Raw genomic sequence first — 18,388 nt, forward strand, 5'->3', positions numbered from 1 at the left:
GATCAGCCCTCCATCTGCGAGATGAAGTATTCACCCGTTCGTCTGTAGTGGCTGATCAACAATTCAGAGGCAGCGTCGGCATCCCGCCGCAGCGTTGCGTCGAAAATCTCTTCATGCTCTGCAGCAACGCTGCGTTCGCCATATCTGGGTCCGTCAGCGGCGAGATACCGATAGCGGATATTGAGATCATACAGCTGGTCGCAATAGCGCAAGAGCATCGGCATGTCCGCATTGCTCAGCAGCGCCATATGAAACATCTTGTGCACTTCTTCGAACAGCTCGGTGTTGTTTCTTTCGGTGCGGCTCATCCGGTGATGGCTCAGCACGACCCGCTCTTCCCAAGCGGTGTCACCGTTGACGATAGAGGCCCGCAGCGCCATGTCTTCAAGCGAGCAGCGCAGTGTAAGGATTTCCTGAAAGTTCGCCTTGCTGACAGGCGCGGCGCGGAACCCCCGTTGATCGATCCGCTCGACCAGCATGTCCGAGGTCAGAAGGCTCAGCGCTTCGCGCACCGGGCTTGCCCCCGTCTTGAGCAATGCACGCAACTCTTCGATCTTGAGCTTTTTGCCCGGCGGCAAATCTCCGGCCAGAATGAGCTGGCGGAGTTTCAGATAGCATTCCCGCGTTGTGGAGGCTTCTTTGCCTTGCGTGCTGGGCACCATGTTCATCGAGTGTCTCCCAAAGCGCTTTCCGCGCGGCCTAGCCCATTACCGCGTGGCCAGTCGACAGACCAACGCTCAGGGTGAGCGACCCTTCATTGATCAACCATCTGCGGAGCACAAAACTGCGCGCACCGCTTGCATGCATCGGATCACCCTCAGCGAGGCTTATTGCCTCTTCAAAGCTCTCGGCGCGATAGATGATCAGGCCGATACCCTGCATGTTGTCACCACTTTCATCGGACATCGGCCCCGCGAAGGCAAGGTTCCCTGACCGTTCAAGCTCTGCTTGATACGCCAAATGTGCGGGCAGGTTGGCTTTGACATCCTCGGGTTCGCCTGCCGGCGTGCTCACCGCAGCATAGAGCTCCAACGCAAGCGCGCCGCGCGCCTTGGCTTCTGATTTGTAGTTTGTCCACGAAACCATCTGCAACTCCAAAATATCGATATTATTTGACATCGAGATATATTGTGGGCAGAAATCTGTCAAATTGGAATGTCATTCAGGTGGAGAAAATCGATGAAGTACTTGGTTGGGCAAACGTCGACAGGGACTGCGGTTTTTTCCGTAAATGATGGAAATGCCGTGAATTTGTCCGCTTTGGACGAACGGGTCGGAGAGGATCTGATGGGTTTGATCAAGACCCCTGGACTCGTCGAATCGCTGAAAAGCCAGATGTCCGATGCGCCATCCGTTCCAGTCAGTTCGATCACCCCTGCACTGCCGGTAAAGGCGCCCGGCGTGATCATATGCATGGGGCTAAACTACGTCGAGCACATCAAGGAAGGTGGATACGATATTCCGGACTATCCCGCGCTCTTCATGCGCGGCCGGAATTCCATGATGCCGGCGGGTGCGCCCATGGTCCGCCCTGCAGCGTCTGAGACGCTCGACTATGAAGCCGAGTTGATGCTGATTGTCGGTAAGGCAGGTCGCCATATCTCCGAAGACGACGCCCTCGATCATGTCTTTGGCTACACAGTGTTCAATGATGGCTCTGTCCGTGAATATCAGCGCAAGACCCATCAGTGGACCCCCGGCAAAAACTTCGACAACACAGGCGCGGTCGGGCCTTATACGCTTACCCCCGATGAACTTCCCGAAGGCGCTTCAGGGCTCAAGATTGAAAGCCGCGTCGGCGACGAAATCCTGCAAAGCTCGAACACCGCCAACATGATCTGGAACGTACGTCAGATCATCGCAACGATTTCCGCCTATACGACGCTGGAACCCGGCGATCTGATCGCCACCGGGACACCTCCGGGCGTCGGGCATGCCAAAAAGCCAAACCCGCGCTGGCTGCGTCCTGGTGAAACCGTCGAGATCGAGATCGAAGGTATCGGCATCTGTGCCAGCCCCATCGTTGATGAGACAGACCCCGGCAAGAAGGTGGCTGCCGAATGAACGCTCCGACCGGCGCAGAGCTCGAAAAACTTCGGGCGCAGGCTCAGCAAGAGCATCGGGATTTGCGTGCGCGGGTGGCGCGTTTGGGTGCGGGTGAAATCGACCTGATCCTACGCAAAGCCCGTTCGCACTACGCGTGGACTGACAAACCTGTCGACGACGCCCTGCTGCATGAGATCTTCGAGATCATGATCAACGGGGCAACGAGCATGAATACTTGCCCGGCCCGGATCGTTTTCGTCAAATCGGCGGAAGGCAAGGAACGCCTCGCCCAGGCGCTCAAGCCGGCAAACCAGCCCAAGATGATGGGGGCGCCTGTCACGGCGATCATCGCGCATGATCTCGATTTCTGGAAAAACCTGCCGTTCCTGTTCCCGCATGAAGACCGCCGTCACCTCTTCGAAGGCAAGGCTGAGCATATCGCGCAGACCGCCTTTCGGAACGGCACGCTGCAAGGAGCGTATTTCATGATCGCAGCGCGGGCACTGGGTCTCGATGTCGGCGCCATGTCGGGTTTCTCGAACCAGATTGTGGATGCGACGTTTTTCGCGGGCACCAGCCTGCGCTCAAACTTCCTTTGCAACCTTGGGTACGCCGACGAAAGCGCGCTGTTTCAAAAGCTGCCGCGCTTCGAATTCCAAGATGTCTGTAGCTTTGCGTAGGAGGGTCAACAGATGGCCATCAAGATAAAACCAATCGTCACCTACCGCACAAAAGCCGACTGCCCCACACACGCGCGCACCGAAGTGGCAGTGCGTGATTTGAAGGTGGTTATCGATGAGCCGGTTGAACGCGGAGGCACCAACCTTGGCCCTGCCCCGACCGAAGCAGCTTTGGCCGCACTTATCGCCTGCACAAACGTGATCGGACACAAGAACGCGCATCGCCTTGGAGTCGATTTGGGCGAGGTATCCATCGATGCGGATTGCAAGCTCGACCGGCGCGGCGTGCTCATGGAGGAAGAGATCGACGTGCCGTTTCCGAAAATCACCCTAACCGTGAATTGCCACACGCCAGCCACACAAGAAGACCTGACAAGAGTTGGTGTGGAAACGGCGAAGTATTGCGCGATTGCCAAGCTCTTTAGCCAGGCCGGCACAGATCTTGTCGTGGACTGGGTGAAAACAAACTGATCAAAATTGCGGTTGTGAGAGCCGCAGACAATGGGAGGACCAAATGAAAACTTGGATCAAGAAGAACCTTTGTGGCTTCGCGCTTGCAGCGGCAACTGCTGCACCCGTGATGGCGGCTGAAACCGTCAGTGCGGTCGTGATCGACGGATATCCGGCACGCGCCCTTTGGGTGAAGGAGTTCACGAACTTCTTTATTCCAGAAGTCGACAAACGACTGGCCGAGAGCGGCAACTACGAAATGAACTGGCAAGAAAACTACGGCGGTTCCATTGTAAAGCCGCGCGGCGTTCTTGAAGGCATTCAACTTGGACTGGGCGATATCGGCATTGTGACGACGATTTTCCATTCGTCCAAACTGCCCAGCCAGGGTCTCTCGGGCTCGACGCCCTTTATCGCAACTGACGCGCGCGCTGTGGCCAAGGCCGTCGACGAAATCGCGCGGGAATTTCCGTCGATGAACAACGAGTTCAAAGCCCAGAACCAGGTCTATCTGGCCACCGGCGTTGTGCTCGACACCTATCAGGTGTTCTGCAGCGATCCGGTGGCATCGGTCAAAGACCTTGAGGGGCGTAAGATCGCGGGCGCGGGTCTGAACCTTCGTTATCTTGAAGGCATTCCCGGAGCCGCAGGCGTCCGTGGTGGTCTGACTGATTTCTACAACATGCTCCAGACCGGCCTGGTCGATTGCGGGATGCTCTGGCCGGAAGCTGCCAAGACATTCAACATCGCCGAGGTCGCCCCCTACATGCTTCGCGCTGATCTTGGTGCGGTGAACTCCAAGACCGTGACCGTGAATGCCGACTACTGGGCCACTTTGCCCGATGAAGTAAAGGAAGTCTTGCAGGCCGTCGCAATTGATTACCGTGACCACGTCGCAGGGATTGCCATGGACCGCGCCGAGGCGTCTCGTGCCGCATATGTAGAAGGCGGTGGGACCATTGCCGAGCTGTCGGATGAGGATCGCGCCGCATGGGCCAATGCGATGCCGAACATCGCCAAAGAGCTTGCCACAACGCTGAACGAGCGCGGCGAAGCCGGGGACGAAATGCTCTCTGCCTATGTCGACAAACTGGAAGCCGCCGGATTCACGCCAATCCGCGACTGGTCCGCCGAGTAACTTGGCAAAGATGACCCAGGAAAGGTTTGACAGATGCTGAAAACTGCAGTGGCTGGCCTGTCTCGGGTCGTAAACTTCATGGCCATGACCGCCAACGCCCTTGGCACACTTGTTGTGTTGGCGTTGGTCGTCATCCTGAATGTAGACGTACTGATGCGCGGCGTGTTCTCTTCGCCGATCCCCGGCACCTACGAAATGGTGCAATTTTCGGTCGTGCTGATCGTCTTTCTTCAATTGGCCGATGTGGTCCGGGTTGACCGCCTCACCCGATCCGACGGTTTTCTGAACCTGCTTTATAATCGCCGTCCCTCTTTGACCGCGAACCTGCGCCGGATCATCAATGCCCTTTCGGCCATTTTCATGGGGTTGATCGCCTACATCACCTTCCCAGAGTTCCTGCACATGTGGGAAACGCAGGATTACTTTGGCGTCCCGGGGCTGTTTACGCTGCCATGGTGGCCCGTGAAGATGGTCATCACCTTCGGAACCGCCCTGTCCTGCCTGATCTTCGTGATCAAGGTGATTACAGCGCAGGACCGGCCAGCCCTTATCCGCGCGCCCGAACATGACGAGGCAGACCAATGACACCGATCGAAATTGGCCTGATCTCGGTCGTTGCCATCGTCTTTCTGATTTATTCCGGGGTCTATATCCCCATCGCACTGGGCATGGTCAGCTTTGTCTCGATCTGGCTCATGCGGGACAACTTTACCCTTGCGCTGAACCTTTTGAAGGTCGCCGTTGGCGACAGCGCGATGGAATATACATTCGCCACCATACCGCTCTTTACCTTTATGGGATTGATCGTCTCCAAAGCCGGCTTGGGCCGAGACATTTACGAAGTCATGACCATGCGCTTTCGCCGTGTCAAAGGCGGGATCGGCATGGGCACCGTTGGGGCAAATGCAGTCTTTGCAGCCGTGACCGGATCGTCCATCGCGTCAGCCTCGGTCTTTACCAAAGTCTCCGTGCCCCAGATGATCGCACAAGAATACAACCCTCGCTTTGCCGTGGGCGTGGTGGCGGGATCGTCGGTTCTGGGGATGATCATTCCGCCGTCTGCAATGCTGATCATCTATTCCTTCGTGGCCGAGCAATCTGTTGGCGACATGTTCCTTGCCGGTGTCATACCGGGCATCCTTCTGGCCTTTGCCTATGTCATTGCGATCTGGTTCATGGGACGCTTCACACCTGCCTTCGTTGGCGGGCGCGTGGTTGACGACAGCGAACGGATGTCGAGCCGCGAGGTTGCTTCCAAAACCTTGCCGACGGTTTCGATCATCACGATCGTTCTGGGCGGCATATACACCGGATGGCTGACCGCCGTGGAGGCTGGGGCCGCAGGCGCTCTCGTGGCGCTGATCATCGCGATTGTCCGCAAGTCTATGACACCGCGGGCATTCTGGGACGCCCTGCTTGAGACCGGACACATCACTGCGGCGATCCTTTTCCTGATCACTGCGGCATCGATCTATTCTCGAATGCTCGGCCTTGCGGGCCTGCCCAATCAACTGGAAGACCTGCTCGTCGGCAGCCAAGCATCGTTCTGGGGTATCATGTTGCTCTATGTGCTGCTGATGCTCTTTCTGGGAACGCTTCTGGACACGGCATCCATCATTCTGATCGTGGTTCCGCTGTTCCTGCCATTGGCAGAAGCGATGGATATGTCTCTGATTTGGTTCGGCATCATCACCGTTGTCGGTGCCGAGATTGGCCTTCTGACCCCGCCACTCGGAATATCGTGTTTCGTCATCAAGTCGACCATCGATGACGATCGGATTTCGCTCAAGGATGTGTTCCTTGGGGCATTGCCCTTTGCCTGTGTGATGCTGATCGTTCTGTTCATCCTGATCGAATTCCCAATTCTCAGCCTCGCCCTCATCTAGGAGATCGCTCATGCGCAACGTGACCGCCGAAAACATCACAGAGGTCTTCATGGGCTATCTCGCGGAAGACACTGATCCGAGGTTGCGCGAGATCATGGGGTCGCTGGTGAAACACCTGCACGACTTTGCCCGCGAAACCCGACTGACACACGAAGAATGGCGCCGGGGCATCGCCTTTCTAGAGGGCTGCGCCGCTGTTGAATCCGAGGACCGTCATGAATTTGTCCTCGCATCGGACGTTCTTGGGCTGTCGTCACTGATTGACATGATCCATTCTGAACCGGCTTCGACCAGTTCTTCGGTACTGGGCCCGTTCCATGTCTCGGGGGCACCGCCCCTCGCCTATGGCGGCGATATGAAACGGCACTACGGTGGTCCGGTACTGCTTGCTGAGGGCACCATTCGTGACACCGAAGGCAATCCTATCGCGGGCGCGGAACTGGATATCTGGCAAACCGCGCCAAACGGTCTCTATGCAAGCCAGGACGAAGAACAGGACACATATTCTTTTCACGGGTTGATGACCGTGGGCGACGACGGGCGCTACGCTTTCACAACCGTTAAACCAGTAGAATACACTGTGCCCTCGGATGGCCCGGTCGGAGATATCCTGCGCGCCTGCGGGCGGCACCCGTGGCGGCCCTCGCATCTGCACTATATCGTGACCGCCCCCGGCTACCGCCCGCTCGTGACCGAGATCTTCCCCGATGACGATCCCTACCTCGATGAAGACACCGTTTTTGGCGTGCGCTCGGATCTTGTTATGCATTACGACGAACGACCGGCCAGCGCATTCCCTGAAGGGCTTGCGATCTCCGGGAAAGTCACAGAGCCCTTTCTTCACGTCACTTTCGACATCACTCTGTCAAAGGACACGAAGTAGCCAAAACAGCGGGTCGGCATTGGCGAAGCGGCCAATCATACATACCGCAGCATCTAAATCATTCAGAAGCCGCCGTTGCCCGCCTACGCACGAGACTCCACGTTAGAAAAACGTGCCCAGTTGAACCCCACCAGAAGCGTTAGCAGCACGGCTAAAGTTGTTAGCGTGGATTTAAGAATTGTCGCTGTGCTGGTGGCATAAACCAGCGGAACGGAAACCTCTGGCCAGTTCCAAATCATCGTCGCGATGCCAAGGTTTTCGACATAATCAAAAAGAGCACTCCCGATCGCAAGGGCAATGCCAAAGCGGATGGTTCTTCTATTTGGCGTGAGTTGCCCAAACCAGCAGATCGTGGCGATCAATGTCAAAGTGAGCATGGCTGGATAGAGTAAATCCAAAGCGAGTTGGTGACTGAGATAATACGCGCGCCCGTCCACGCCCAGCGCTTCTAGAAGTGTCGCTGCCTGTGTGGGGCCGTAGCCGAAGGGACGCATGTCGAAGGGTACATGCCCTGAGACCGCTTCGATATGGGCAAGGGTGACATTTATCATCAACGCATAGATTGATGCACCGATGAGCCCGGCACCAACCGCAATCATGCCGATCTTCTTTGACTCAATTCTATTCATTATTTTGTAATCTCCTTGAACTGTGCCACACATGCGCTCAATGGAAGCCACCCGCATTATCATTTGATAAGGCACGCCAAAATGGATTTACGAACATTCCTGATGCAATCACCTGACCTGTCAGATTTGGTTGGCGCGGGCGATTTTGCGTCTGAATGGAAACAAGAGCGCTTGAACAGGGGCGCGCACCTTGCACGGCAAGAACAACCCGAAACAAATGAATTTGTTCTTTTGGAAGGGTGCCTAGTAAGCAGTATCTGCGACCAAGACGGCAAAGAAGTTTGCGTCGGGTTCTATGTGGGCCCCTGCGTTGTCACGCCAAATATTGCTCGAACGCGCAACGGTATGTCGCTCGTATCCATTGTGGCAACGACCGATGCCCTGCTTAACAGGATCGACAGTGATCTGCTTTCAAACTGGATGATTTCATCTGAACCCGTTCGAAATTGGGCCAATGGAGTTCTGCGGGACGCGCTAAGCCGGAAAGTAGACAGAGAGTGGTGCCTTGCGGCTCTTAAAGGGGCGGAGCGGCTCACTTGGTTTCGCCAAGCATTCCCGGGCTATGAAGACATCTTTGTCCATACATTGATTGCGTCCTTTCTGGGGATCACACCTGTCACAATGAGCCGCTTACGCGGAGGCGTAAAACACTGACAATAAGCAGCTAATCGCGGTTCGTTGCATTCGACACTGTGGACTCAGAGCGGACATTTGATCAACTGCAGCGCCATTTGGTCGGGCGTGCCTCGCATCGACAAGGCAAGCCCTTCCAGTAGGTCCACCCGTTGTTCCCTTGCGATCCGCTAAATATCGATCTCTTGGAGATCCTCGGCGATGGCGACAGGCTGCCCGAAGGCTGTTGAGGCAGCCCGTTCAGCCGCGGCTGAGGACTCTGGAGCATCCATGTGTTTCCGGAAGTGCGTCAGCATCAATCGGCCCACACCAACCCGCCGTGCCATCGCGCCGATTTCCGAAGGTGTTGGCGTCAGAGCCATCATTTTTGCAGAGGCTTTTTCACCATCAAGACGGTAGCACCAATGCAAAAGGCAGTCCGCATCTTTGGCCAGTGCTTCGACGGCTGGGCAGAGTCCTGCGTCACCCGAATAGACAAACTTCTTTTCAGCATCGATCAGTGAGAATGCCAAGCATTCGAGCAACGGTTGTGCGTGTGGCGCAGCGCAGGATTGAATGCGCCAGCCATCGCCTTCTATTGTGTCTCCGGCGGAAATTTCCGTCACGATTGGAGCGGGCCATGGACGCGGCAAGGTACCACCGCGCGCGACCCAGACCTCTTGGCTTTGCGGCAGTTCGGTGCGGGCGCGAAGGTCGTGAGACAGAACGCCGGTCGGTCCAAAGTATGCCTCGGTGACAGCTGCAATCGGCTGCGGCCCAAACACCTTTATGGGCGCCCCACCCTCGTCCCAGGCTGCGTGAACAAGACGGGCGTAGTCCATCATGTGATCAGAATGGAGATGGGAAAAGACGATATGGGTGATGTCAGAAGGCAGCCGACCGGATCGAAGCAAATTGTCGAAAACGCCCCCACCGCAATCGAACAGGATGCGGTCCTGCCCGACTTCGAGCAGGTACCCACTCGACGCCCGACGCAGGTAGGCTTCGGGCGATCCAGATCCGAGAATGGTCAGTTTCATGTGACGGCCTCTGGGGGCGGTGTTGCCCCCGGAGCGCCGAGGCTCAGGGCGGCATCGCGTCCACCATACCCCGCAATCAAATCCGCTTGATCCTTGAAGGCCAATGCATCCGTCTCTGTTGGATCACATATTGCACGGAGTTCTGCATGAAGGCCTCTCAAGATATCCGCACAAGCGGGGTCTGACGCACGGTTAAACAGCTCTTCCGGGTCATTCTCGAGGTCAAAAAGCTCATCTGGGAAGCCGACGTAATGAATAAGCTTCCAGCGCCCTTGGCGCAGCATGAACGCGCCGGAAACCGCGCCTGCTGCGTGGTATTCCGAGAAGACGACGCGATTGGCGTCTGTTGGCGTTGTGGCGATTTTCTCGAGGCCTACTGCCCCCTCTGCTGCGTCAATCTCGGCCCCAAAATGGGCGGCGATCGTAACCGAGAGATCGAGCAGGCTTACCGGCGTATCACAGGGGCCCACCGGAACCTCGGGCCCAGCCATGATCATCGGGATCGCAGCGCTTTCCTCATACATGTTCGATTTGCCCCAAAGTCCGCGCGCACCAACGTTGTCACCATGGTCCGATGTGTAGACGACCGTTGTCTTATCCGTGAGACCTGCGTCGCCCAACGCTTCGAGTATCTGCCCAACGTTAAAGTCGAGCCATGTGCAAAGCCCAAAGTAGGACCGCATCGCGGCCAGACGTTCGTCCGAGTCTTTGAACAGGCCTTCGCTGTCCATGAAAGCGTTTTGCTTTTCGACCCATGGGTGACGTGGATGTCCTTCGTCGGGATGAAGCTTGACCGCTGGCAGGATGTCATTCGGATAGAGATCGTAAAACTCCTGCGGGACAACAAGCGGGAAGTGCGGCGCGACCAGCCCCACGTAGAGGCACCAAGGCTGATCATCCGCGGCACGCTCAGCGATCCATTGCTTTGTGCGCTCAACCACTGACGCGTCATACTCGGTGTACTTGCTTGTACCGGGACCGATGTAATCGCCCAGCATCCGCTTGGGGCCATGAATGCGTTCGTCTTCCTTGCGAATGCTAGCCCAGACCATGCCCACACCGCCGGCCACCATCATCGGGATATGTTCGACGTCAAAGCCTGCGGGGTCCTCCTCGGCGCGGTAGTGCAGCTTGCCGATGCTTTCGACCGGCACGCCTTTGTCCTGCAGTGCATGGCCCCACCCGCGGATCGCGCCGGTATAGGGCATTGCATTGTCCCATAGCCGCGTTTGGTGCGGATACAGCCCCGTGGCGAAACTCGCTCGCGCAGGCACGCAAATGGGGCTGGGTGTGTAGGCGTTGGTAAACCGTGTGCCGCGGGCAGCAAGTGCATCTAGGTTTGGCGTTTGCACAAATGGATGCCCGGCGCAGCCCATCGCCCGGGCCTGATGCTCGTCCGACATAATAACAAGCATGTTTGATGTCATGGGATATCTCTCACCTTCGAGGCTTTCTCGAGCTTGTCCACGACGCTGTAGAACGTGGCGAGGTCCGCTTCTGATATTTCCGCCAAAAGCAGATCTTGCCGGGTTTCCATCGTGGGCATCATGTTTTCGCTCAACTGTTCCGCCGCTGCGGTCAGTTTCAAGTGCTGAACCCGTTGGTCCTTCTTGTCCGTTGCTGTTCGCAAAAGGCCCTTTTCAACCATCGCCTTTATCTTACGGCTAAACTGTCCCTTGTCCATTTGGACGAGGCCAGCAAGCTCAGTCATCGACGCAGTTTCCTGCATTCGCAGCGTCTGTATCAGACGCCATTCTACCAGCGAAATTCCGGCCTTGGCTTTGAGTAATCCCGTTGCCTGAGCATTCAGGCTGGCTTGTAGCTTGGCCAGCCGAAACGTCACGAATGAGGCCGGAGATCTGAAACTTGGTCGTGATTTTTTGTTCATACATATAGGTTTGCAAAAACAATTTGACAGGTCAACTAAATTATGGATTCCTACCTGCCAACGAACTTGGGAGGAGTTATCGTGAAGAATTTCCTGAAAAGGATTGCAGCTGCGTCTGCACTGTCGGTCGTTGCGGCAACGTCAACCTTGGCAGATGGCCATGGGTGGAAACCTGACGGCCCGATCAAGATGATCATCGCCTTTGCAGCAGGCGGCGGTGCCGACACACAGGCACGCTTGATCGCTGATGACATTCAAACGGCCACAGGTTGGGAAATCATCCCCGAGCAGATCACAGGCAAGGGCGGCGTGAACGCGTTGGTTGCGTTGAAAGACATGCCAGCTGATGGCTCAGCCATCGCCCTGGTTGTGACCGAGTCGCTTGGCTATAACGCAGCGGCTGCCAAGGGATCGGGCATTGCACCAGACGGTTTCACCGGGTTGACGACAACCGCCGGCTTCCAGATGGGTGTCGTGGCCAAGGCCGACAAAGGCTGGACCTCTTTCGAAGACATGATCGCCGCGGCAAAAGACGGTGACCTGCGGTTTGGAACAATGTCGCCAAAACTTTCAGATCTGGCTTTCTTGCTTGGCGAAGCGCATGACGTCGAGTTCAACATTGTTCAGGTTCGCGGCGGTCGCGCCGTGATGGACGGCGTACAGGCAGGTGACATGGACCTCGGCTTCATGGCTGGCATCCAGCGTAAGGGCGTCGCTTCCGGCGACCTGGTGAACCTCGCGTCGGCATTGTCCGCGCCGCTCGTGCAAACGCCCGACGCGCCCAAGTTTTCTGATCTCGGTGTTGAATTCAATGCGGACGGCTACTTTGTGTTCGTCGCACCCGGAGGCATGGACCCGGCTGCTCGCGAAGCGATTACGGCCGCAATTGTCGAAGCAACAAACTCCGGCAAGGCTGCGGGCATGATCGGAAAGGCGTTTGGTGGCGCCGTCAACATTCAGGGTGAAGAACTCGATGCTCTGATGGCAGCTGACTTCAAATCCGCCGGCGCGCTGATGGAAGCCGCGCAATAAATCCGAGCAACCCGAACGAGGTCAGCCAATGAAACCCAGAGCTTCTGCGGAATTTTGGCTGGCCTTTTTCTTTTTGACTTTTGCCGCCGTGCTCATCTTTGTCTGGGTGCCTTTGGACACGGGCACAGGTCTTGTTGAAAAGGTGCGGCGCAAGTTCATCATTGGCGATGCGCTTGGACCGACCGTCGCTGCGGCGGTGATCGCCATCGGGGCCGTGCTCGTCATGATGCGGCCAAGCGAAGGCAAGGCGCTGACAAAGACAAACCTTTACTGGATGCTTGGCCTTTTCGCCCTTTTTGCGGTCTCATTGCTTCTGATGCGGTACGCTGGCCCGATCGCGGCGAGCTTTACCGAAACAGGCTACCGCCCTCTTCGCGCAACGCCGCCTTGGAACTATATCGGGTTTCTCATTGGCGGTACGGTGATGATTGGGGGACTGACGGGATTGGCATCCCGGCGTCTCGCACCACGAGACTTTGTCATCGGTTTCGTTGCGGCCCTCGCAATCGCGCTTCTTTATGATCTGCCGTTTGAAGACCTGATCCTTCCGCCCAACGGAGACCTGTGATGGGTGTCTGGGATCACGTCGTCGCAGGTTTCCTGGCCGTACTTCAGTCGGATCCCGTTCTGGGCATACCGATCGTTCTGCTGATGGTTCTTCTCGGCTTTCTGCTTGGCATAACCGTTGGTGCCACGCCCGGTCTTGCCGGGCCGATGGCGATGGCGATTTCACTTCCGATCCTGATTTCGATCTTCGGATATTCCGCCGATGCGTTGCTACCGGTTCTGGGCTTTCTGATTGGGATCATGAAAGGAGCTACGATCGGCGGCGCGGTTCCTGCGATCCTGTTCAATACGCCCGGCACACCAGACGCCTTTATGACCACGCTTGACGGATATCCGATGGCCCAAAAGGGCGAGGCACGGCGTGCCTTGCGCATCGCGCATTTCTCATCCGCCTCTGGGGATACCTTTTCGGACATCGTGCTCGTCGTTTGCGCGCCCTTTCTTGCCATCCTTGTAGAACGCTATCTCGACCTGCCCGAAAAGACGGCGCTGCTGATCCTGTCACTGGCCTTCATCGCATCGGTTATCGGCAACTCTGTTGGCAAGGGCATCATCTCCATGGGCCTTGGCCTGCTGGCTGCAATGATCGCAACCGGAGAGGATTTCTACCCGCGCCTGACGCTGAACCAACCCGCGCTCGCCGAAGGTATTCCCATCGCCGCCGCAATCCTTGGAGTATTGATCCTCGGCGAAGTCTTCAAAGCGCTCGAAGACATCTATCGGGGCGAAGCGCAGGCCAAGCCGCCCGAACAGACCAATGTACAAGGCGGAGCCAAGTCAAAAGACCTGCGCAGGCTTATTCCCACCATTGGACGCTCTGCCATCATCGGGACATGCATCGGTGCTTTGCCGGGTGTCGGGTCCACTCTTGCGGCCACGTTGGGGTACACCTCAGCCAAACGTCGCCATGCCAATCGGCCCGATGCCAACTCCCCTGCGTTCGGAGAGGGCGCACCCGAAGGGATTGCGGCGACAGAGGCGGCCAACAGCTCGGTTTCAGGCGCCAACCTGATCCCGGTGCTGTCGCTGGGCATTCCCGGAAACGCTGCGGCGGTGTTCCTGATCCTTGCCATGGACTCCATCGGCGGGTTCAATCCCGGCCCGTCGGTCTTTCAGTTAGGCGGGGGGATCAATGAAGGTGCGCTTAATCCCGAAATGGTCATGGCCTTCGGTATCTTCACGACGATGTTCATCGCCAATGGTCTGAACTGGACCATCGGCGGCATCTTCATGCGCTGGGTCGGCGTGATGACACGAATTCCCAAAGCACGGCTGCTGCCCATCGTCCTGTTGCTGACGCTCACCGCGATTTATGTGCAAGAGACCTCGATGGTCGCCGTCTGGATCACGCTGTTCTTTGGCTTTTTGGGCTACGTCATGCGGCGTATCCGCATGTCGCCCCTGCCCTTCGTGATCGCCTTTATCCTTGGCGGCAACCTCGAAGCCACCGCACGTCAAGCCTTCGCAGCCACCGGGGCCGATCCGTTTTTCCTATTCAACAGCCCGATCGCATTTGTCTTCATGGCCCTCGCGATTGGTGTCGTTGCCTTCAACCTCAGAAAGCCAGTTTCATGACGCGACCGAATATTCTGCTGATCTCGGGAGACCAACACCGTGCCGATTGTTTCGGGTTTGAAGGGCGCAAGATCAAGACGCCGCATCTGGATCAACTGGCCGCCGATGGGACGCATTTTTCCAATTGCATCACGCCAACGGTCGTATGCCAGCCCGCCCGCGCATCAATTCTAACCGGGCAGCTTTGCCGAACCCATGGGGTGCATGACAACGGGATCGACCTTGACCCAGCGGTTGGCGAGAAAGGCTTTGCAGGGTCCATGGCTACAGCAGGCTATGAAACCGCGTTCTTCGGCAAGGCACATTTTTCAACCTACCACACGTTTGAAGCGACCGGCACGCCCGAATGCCTGAAGTCTTCCGCCAACTACCCCGACACCTGGTTCGGCCCCTATATGGGATTCAACCATGTCGAAATGATGCTGGTCGGGCACAATTGGTTCCTGCCGGAAAAACCACCGCATGGTCAGCACTACGAACGTTGGTTCTATGCAGATGGGCGTGGCGACGAGAAGAACGCGCTTTACCGTCAGAACGCGGGCGAAACCAAAGAGGCCGCGCAGACATGGCATTCAAAGCTGCCTGTCGCATGGCACAATTCGACGTGGACAGCGGATCGAACGATCGAATGGCTCAAACATGGGCGCAGTGAAGACCCGTTTTGCACTTGGGTCAGTTTCCCGGATCCACACCATCCGTTCGATGCGCCCGAGCCTTGGTCACGTCTGCATGACCCGGCAGATATAGACCTGCCAAAAAACCGTACGCGGACCTTCAAAGGCCGCCCTTGGTGGCATGAACAGGTTCTCACGGCCGAGCCAACGGGCGACAAGAAGGGCGCGGAAATCAGGAAAGCCTATAGCCGGATCAGCGAACAATCCGATGAACAGTTGCGCGAGATTATCGCGAACACCTACGGACAGATCGCGCTCATCGATCACAACGTAGGGCGTATCCTGATCGCGCTGGAAGAAGCCGGTCTGGCCGAAAACACCATCGTCATCTACATCTCGGACCATGGCGACTGGCTCGGTGACCACGGTCTGATCCTGAAAGGCCCCATGCACTATGATGGTTTGCTACGTGTTCCGATGATCATGCGCGGGCCCGGAATCCCCAAAGGCAAGAAAGTGGACGAACCGGTGTCCACGCTCGACCTTGGAGCAACCTTTTTTGACTACGGAGAAGCGACGGCGCTGCAAACGCAACATGGCGCATCACTTCGGCCCCTTATCGAAACCGAAACGGCTGTGCGTGACTTTGCCTTGAACGAATGGGAACTTATGCCAACACGTACGGGTGTCGGGCTGAGCCTGCGGACGGTGCGAACCAAGACCCATAAGCTCACGATTGACCTGCAATCCGGCGCGGGCGAGCTCTACGATATGGCTGCTGATCCGGACGAAACCGTCAATCTGTTCGATGACCCCGAGCATGCTGATTTGCGGGCCAGGCTGATCGGATACATCGAGAGCCGGCCCGATGACGCCGGCCCTATCCGAACTCAGGTGGGAATGGCTTAGCACTACGACCGCGACCTGCGCCCTATGCGTCATGCTTGCCGTTGTTTCTGTTTTTGGTCGGCCGCATTTCAAGCAAAACATCTGAAGCCGTACAACGCGCGCAGATGTTTCATCTGCGAAGCGGCCATTCGACCACGTCAAACTGAAACGCTCTGGAAAGTTGGTGCGGTCGAGAGGACTCGAACCTCCACGGGAGTTACCCCACAGCGACCTCAACGCTGCGCGTCTACCAATTCCGCCACGACCGCACTGCCAATGACTTGGTAGCGGGGGATTAGACCAACCCTGCGACAGGCTCAAGCGAAAAATACGCCTCTTACGCAGACACTGCGGCAATCGTCATGCGCCGGCGGATCACCCGACCAACGATCGCCGCAAGCACCAAGGCCAACACGATATAGCCGTGTTCCTGCTGATCTCCAAAGAAGACACGGTTGGTGCTGCGACCGGGCAGGAATTGAAAGGCCCCGGCCACCAGCAAGCCGTTCCAATACAGCGACTTCATTGCTTCTTCGTGGGTCTTGATCTTTCCCGCGAACACAGCGCGCATTGCAACCCACAAGGACCAAAGCGCCAGGATTGCCAGCAGATGGATGGGGCTGAATGGACCGACAACACCAAAACTGGTGATCCCGAAAGAGCTCAGCGCAGCCGTCGCCATGGCGATCACCCATACGTAGCCGGACATCTTGTGCAGGCGATCCCTGCGACGGCGGAACAGAGCAAAGGGCCCGATCACTACAGCAATCGTCGCGGTGACGATGTGGATCTGGGTGATTAGGTTCGTGCTCATGTATGGCTCTAGTGTCATCGTAAAACTCCTTGGGTATTCAGATCGACAGTGCGGGCCTCGCCGGTTTTTCGAGTTGGGCGAAACTGGTCACACACTGGACAAATCCCCTTGGGCCATGCCATTGAAACTGCGTACAAAACGGGGCTGGCTTCGTGAACGACAGCAAAACGCAACTCGCGCTTCGTGAATGGCGGACGGATATGAGCAACCCGATCACATGGGTTGCGCTGATGGGCACAGCCGCAATTTTGTCGTTGCTCGGCCCATTCGGCACGGATCAGACGCTGGGCCTGATTCATCGCCTGCTATACTGGATCGTAACCGTGACGCTGACCTTCGGTTTTGGCGCCCTGTCCAATGAGGTCATCCGCCACTGGATGAGCAAGGCACCAATTGCGCTTATCATTTTAGTTGCCGGATGCGTGACCGGGCTGGGCATTTGTCTGATCGTTATGGTGATCAACTGGATCGTCTTCGATTTTGTGCCGCCGCTGAATGAATGGCCGACCTTTTTCGGGACGGTCATGGCCATCAGCTACATCGTGACGGGCGCGCTTTACTATGCAGGATTGCGCCGGGGCGAAGCGGCTGCCCCTGCGGCGACCGCCACGCCAAAGCCGGTCGCCCTGCTTGATCGCATCCCGCTCGAGAAACGGGGCCGGTTGGTTGCTCTTTCGGTCGAGGATCACTACGTGCGGATTGCGACGACCAAAGGCACGGAAATGGTTCTGATGCGGTTGTCCGATGCCATTCGCGAAACCGGTGAGACCGCGGGCGCTCAGGTTCACCGCTCACACTGGATAGCCTTTGCGCAGGTGCGTGCTGTACGACGCGAAGGGGATCGGGCGATTTTGACGATGAGCAATGACTCAGAGATCCCGGTCAGTCGCGCCAATATCGCAAAGATCAAGGAGGCGGGGCTGCTGCCGCGTTCACAATGACAGACATTTCCTCAGTTGAATGGAAGATCAGCGACACGCTGGTGCCCTACCAAGAGGCGCTCGACTTCATGGAGGCCCGCGCCGAGGCGATTGCACGGGGCGAGGCGGCCGAATGCATCTGGCTGCTAGAGCACCCTCCCCTTTACACCGCCGGAACCTCGGCCCGGATCGAAGACCTCAGGGACCCTGAGCGCTTTCCGGTGCACGCAACCAAACGGGGTGGTCAGTACACCTACCATGGACCCGGTCAACGGGTGGCCTATGTGATGCTGGACGTTGGCAAACGCGGTCGGGATGTGCGCTGCTTTGTGCGCGACCTTGAGGCATGGGTTATCACTGCGTTGGGGGAATTTGGCCTGACCGGTCATATCCGCGACGGACGCGTCGGGGTTTGGATCGAAAGACCGGACAAACCGCGCACGGCTTCCGATGCAATGGCCGAAGACAAGATTGCCGCGATTGGCATTCGTCTGCGCCGCTGGGTCAGCTTTCACGGCATTTCCATCAACGTGGAACCCGATCTGGAACATTTCGACGGCATCGTGCCCTGCGGGATCACAGATTACGGCGTCACATCGCTGGTGGATCTGGGCCTTCCTGTCACCATGGACGACGTAGACGTTGCCCTGCGACATGGATTCGAAGCTGTTTTCGGTACTGAGCGCAAAGCCTGCAACACCTGATACGCTGCCTAAAGCAACAGCA

21 protein-coding genes and 1 tRNA gene are annotated in these 18,388 nt (G+C 57.1%); 14 read left to right on the forward strand and 8 right to left on the reverse strand.

Going from position 1 to position 18,388, the window contains the following annotated elements:
• Nucleotides 1-2: 2 nt before the first annotated feature.
• Both PFY00_RS11245 and PFY00_RS11250 read right to left on the reverse strand, forming a co-directional pair.
• Entirely contained in the window at nt 3-668 is a 666-nt protein-coding gene (locus tag PFY00_RS11245; protein WP_271432645.1) for a GntR family transcriptional regulator, read from the reverse strand.
• A gap of 31 nt (nt 669-699) precedes the next feature.
• Nucleotides 700-1,119 carry a YciI family protein gene (locus PFY00_RS11250; RefSeq protein ID WP_271432646.1) on the reverse strand — a complete coding sequence of 140 codons (420 nt, stop codon included), beginning with the start codon at nt 1,117-1,119 and terminating at the stop codon, nt 700-702.
• 60 nt (nt 1,120-1,179) lie between these two features.
• Here PFY00_RS11250 and PFY00_RS11255 point away from each other — a divergent pair, with 60 nt between their 5' ends.
• From PFY00_RS11255 to PFY00_RS11285, 7 genes are read left to right on the forward strand one after another with little or no spacing between them, the layout of a single operon-like run.
• Nucleotides 1,180-2,064: a fumarylacetoacetate hydrolase family protein gene (locus PFY00_RS11255; protein ID WP_271432647.1), complete on the forward strand. Its 885-nt coding sequence runs from the start codon at nt 1,180-1,182 to the stop codon at nt 2,062-2,064.
• Nucleotides 2,061-2,726 (forward strand): malonic semialdehyde reductase, encoded by a 666-nt coding sequence (locus PFY00_RS11260; RefSeq protein ID WP_271432648.1) that lies wholly within the window; start codon nt 2,061-2,063, stop codon nt 2,724-2,726. The genes PFY00_RS11255 and PFY00_RS11260 overlap by 4 nt, the downstream gene beginning before the upstream one ends.
• A gap of 12 nt (nt 2,727-2,738) precedes the next feature.
• On the forward strand, nt 2,739-3,197 hold the full coding sequence (locus tag PFY00_RS11265; protein WP_271432649.1) for an OsmC family protein: 459 nt from the start codon (nt 2,739-2,741) through the stop codon (nt 3,195-3,197).
• Nucleotides 3,198-3,240: 43 nt separating this feature from the next.
• Nucleotides 3,241-4,314: a C4-dicarboxylate TRAP transporter substrate-binding protein gene (locus PFY00_RS11270; RefSeq protein WP_271432650.1), complete on the forward strand. Its 1,074-nt coding sequence runs from the start codon at nt 3,241-3,243 to the stop codon at nt 4,312-4,314.
• A gap of 33 nt (nt 4,315-4,347) precedes the next feature.
• Nucleotides 4,348-4,899 carry a TRAP transporter small permease subunit gene (locus PFY00_RS11275; protein WP_271432651.1) on the forward strand — a complete coding sequence of 184 codons (552 nt, stop codon included), beginning with the start codon at nt 4,348-4,350 and terminating at the stop codon, nt 4,897-4,899.
• On the forward strand, nt 4,896-6,200 hold the full coding sequence (locus tag PFY00_RS11280) for a TRAP transporter large permease (RefSeq protein WP_271432652.1): 1,305 nt from the start codon (nt 4,896-4,898) through the stop codon (nt 6,198-6,200). The genes PFY00_RS11275 and PFY00_RS11280 overlap by 4 nt, the downstream gene beginning before the upstream one ends.
• A 10-nt stretch (nt 6,201-6,210) precedes the next feature.
• Nucleotides 6,211-7,083 carry a dioxygenase family protein gene (locus PFY00_RS11285; protein ID WP_271432653.1) on the forward strand — a complete coding sequence of 291 codons (873 nt, stop codon included), beginning with the start codon at nt 6,211-6,213 and terminating at the stop codon, nt 7,081-7,083.
• Nucleotides 7,084-7,166: 83 nt separating this feature from the next.
• Here the strand turns inward: PFY00_RS11285 and PFY00_RS11290 are convergent, their stop codons facing one another.
• Nucleotides 7,167-7,712 carry a hypothetical protein gene (locus PFY00_RS11290; protein WP_271432654.1) on the reverse strand — a complete coding sequence of 182 codons (546 nt, stop codon included), beginning with the start codon at nt 7,710-7,712 and terminating at the stop codon, nt 7,167-7,169.
• Nucleotides 7,713-7,727: 15 nt separating this feature from the next.
• On the opposite strand from PFY00_RS11290, the gene PFY00_RS11295 reads away from it, so the two are divergent.
• On the forward strand, nt 7,728-8,366 hold the full coding sequence (locus PFY00_RS11295; RefSeq protein WP_271432655.1) for a Crp/Fnr family transcriptional regulator: 639 nt from the start codon (nt 7,728-7,730) through the stop codon (nt 8,364-8,366).
• Nucleotides 8,367-8,515: 149 nt separating this feature from the next.
• On the opposite strand, the gene PFY00_RS11300 is transcribed toward PFY00_RS11295, so the two are convergent.
• Genes PFY00_RS11300 through PFY00_RS11310 form a run of 3 tightly spaced genes read right to left on the reverse strand, consistent with a single transcriptional unit; the run spans nt 8,516 to nt 11,252 of the window.
• Nucleotides 8,516-9,364 (reverse strand): MBL fold metallo-hydrolase, encoded by an 849-nt coding sequence (locus PFY00_RS11300; RefSeq protein WP_271432656.1) that lies wholly within the window; start codon nt 9,362-9,364, stop codon nt 8,516-8,518.
• Entirely contained in the window at nt 9,361-10,779 is a 1,419-nt protein-coding gene (locus PFY00_RS11305; RefSeq protein WP_271432657.1) for a sulfatase-like hydrolase/transferase, read from the reverse strand. The genes PFY00_RS11300 and PFY00_RS11305 overlap by 4 nt, the downstream gene beginning before the upstream one ends.
• Nucleotides 10,780-10,787: 8 nt before the next feature.
• The gene (locus PFY00_RS11310; RefSeq protein WP_271432658.1) at nt 10,788-11,252 is read right to left on the reverse strand and encodes a MarR family winged helix-turn-helix transcriptional regulator; all 465 of its coding nucleotides are present in this window, start codon (nt 11,250-11,252) and stop codon (nt 10,788-10,790) included.
• 81 nt (nt 11,253-11,333) lie between these two features.
• Here PFY00_RS11310 and PFY00_RS11315 point away from each other — a divergent pair, with 81 nt between their 5' ends.
• Genes PFY00_RS11315 through PFY00_RS11330 form a run of 4 tightly spaced genes read left to right on the forward strand, consistent with a single transcriptional unit; the run spans nt 11,334 to nt 15,949 of the window.
• Entirely contained in the window at nt 11,334-12,284 is a 951-nt protein-coding gene (locus PFY00_RS11315) for a tripartite tricarboxylate transporter substrate-binding protein (RefSeq protein WP_271432659.1), read from the forward strand.
• A gap of 28 nt (nt 12,285-12,312) precedes the next feature.
• The gene (locus PFY00_RS11320; RefSeq protein ID WP_271432660.1) at nt 12,313-12,852 is read left to right on the forward strand and encodes a hypothetical protein; all 540 of its coding nucleotides are present in this window, start codon (nt 12,313-12,315) and stop codon (nt 12,850-12,852) included.
• The gene (locus PFY00_RS11325; RefSeq protein ID WP_271432661.1) at nt 12,852-14,426 is read left to right on the forward strand and encodes a tripartite tricarboxylate transporter permease; all 1,575 of its coding nucleotides are present in this window, start codon (nt 12,852-12,854) and stop codon (nt 14,424-14,426) included. The genes PFY00_RS11320 and PFY00_RS11325 overlap by 1 nt, the downstream gene beginning before the upstream one ends.
• Nucleotides 14,423-15,949: a sulfatase-like hydrolase/transferase gene (locus PFY00_RS11330; protein WP_271432662.1), complete on the forward strand. Its 1,527-nt coding sequence runs from the start codon at nt 14,423-14,425 to the stop codon at nt 15,947-15,949. The genes PFY00_RS11325 and PFY00_RS11330 overlap by 4 nt, the downstream gene beginning before the upstream one ends.
• Before the next feature lie 161 nt (nt 15,950-16,110).
• On the opposite strand, the gene PFY00_RS11335 is transcribed toward PFY00_RS11330, so the two are convergent.
• Together PFY00_RS11335 and PFY00_RS11340 are read right to left on the reverse strand one after the other, a co-directional pair.
• Nucleotides 16,111-16,197 (reverse strand) — tRNA-Leu (locus PFY00_RS11335).
• A 68-nt stretch (nt 16,198-16,265) separates the two neighbouring features.
• Entirely contained in the window at nt 16,266-16,760 is a 495-nt protein-coding gene (locus tag PFY00_RS11340; protein ID WP_271432663.1) for a DUF2306 domain-containing protein, read from the reverse strand.
• Nucleotides 16,761-16,894: 134 nt separating this feature from the next.
• Between PFY00_RS11340 and PFY00_RS11345 the strand changes: the two genes are divergently transcribed.
• Together PFY00_RS11345 and lipB are read left to right on the forward strand one after the other, a co-directional pair.
• Nucleotides 16,895-17,683 carry a LytTR family DNA-binding domain-containing protein gene (locus tag PFY00_RS11345; protein ID WP_271432664.1) on the forward strand — a complete coding sequence of 263 codons (789 nt, stop codon included), beginning with the start codon at nt 16,895-16,897 and terminating at the stop codon, nt 17,681-17,683.
• Nucleotides 17,680-18,366 carry a lipoyl(octanoyl) transferase LipB gene (gene lipB, locus PFY00_RS11350; protein WP_271432665.1) on the forward strand — a complete coding sequence of 229 codons (687 nt, stop codon included), beginning with the start codon at nt 17,680-17,682 and terminating at the stop codon, nt 18,364-18,366. The genes PFY00_RS11345 and lipB overlap by 4 nt, the downstream gene beginning before the upstream one ends.
• The last annotated feature ends 22 nt before the right edge of the window (nt 18,367-18,388 follow it).

Source organism: Thalassococcus lentus, from assembly GCF_028023555.1.
Taxonomy (GTDB): Bacteria; Pseudomonadota; Alphaproteobacteria; order Rhodobacterales; family Rhodobacteraceae; genus Thalassococcus_A; species Thalassococcus_A lentus.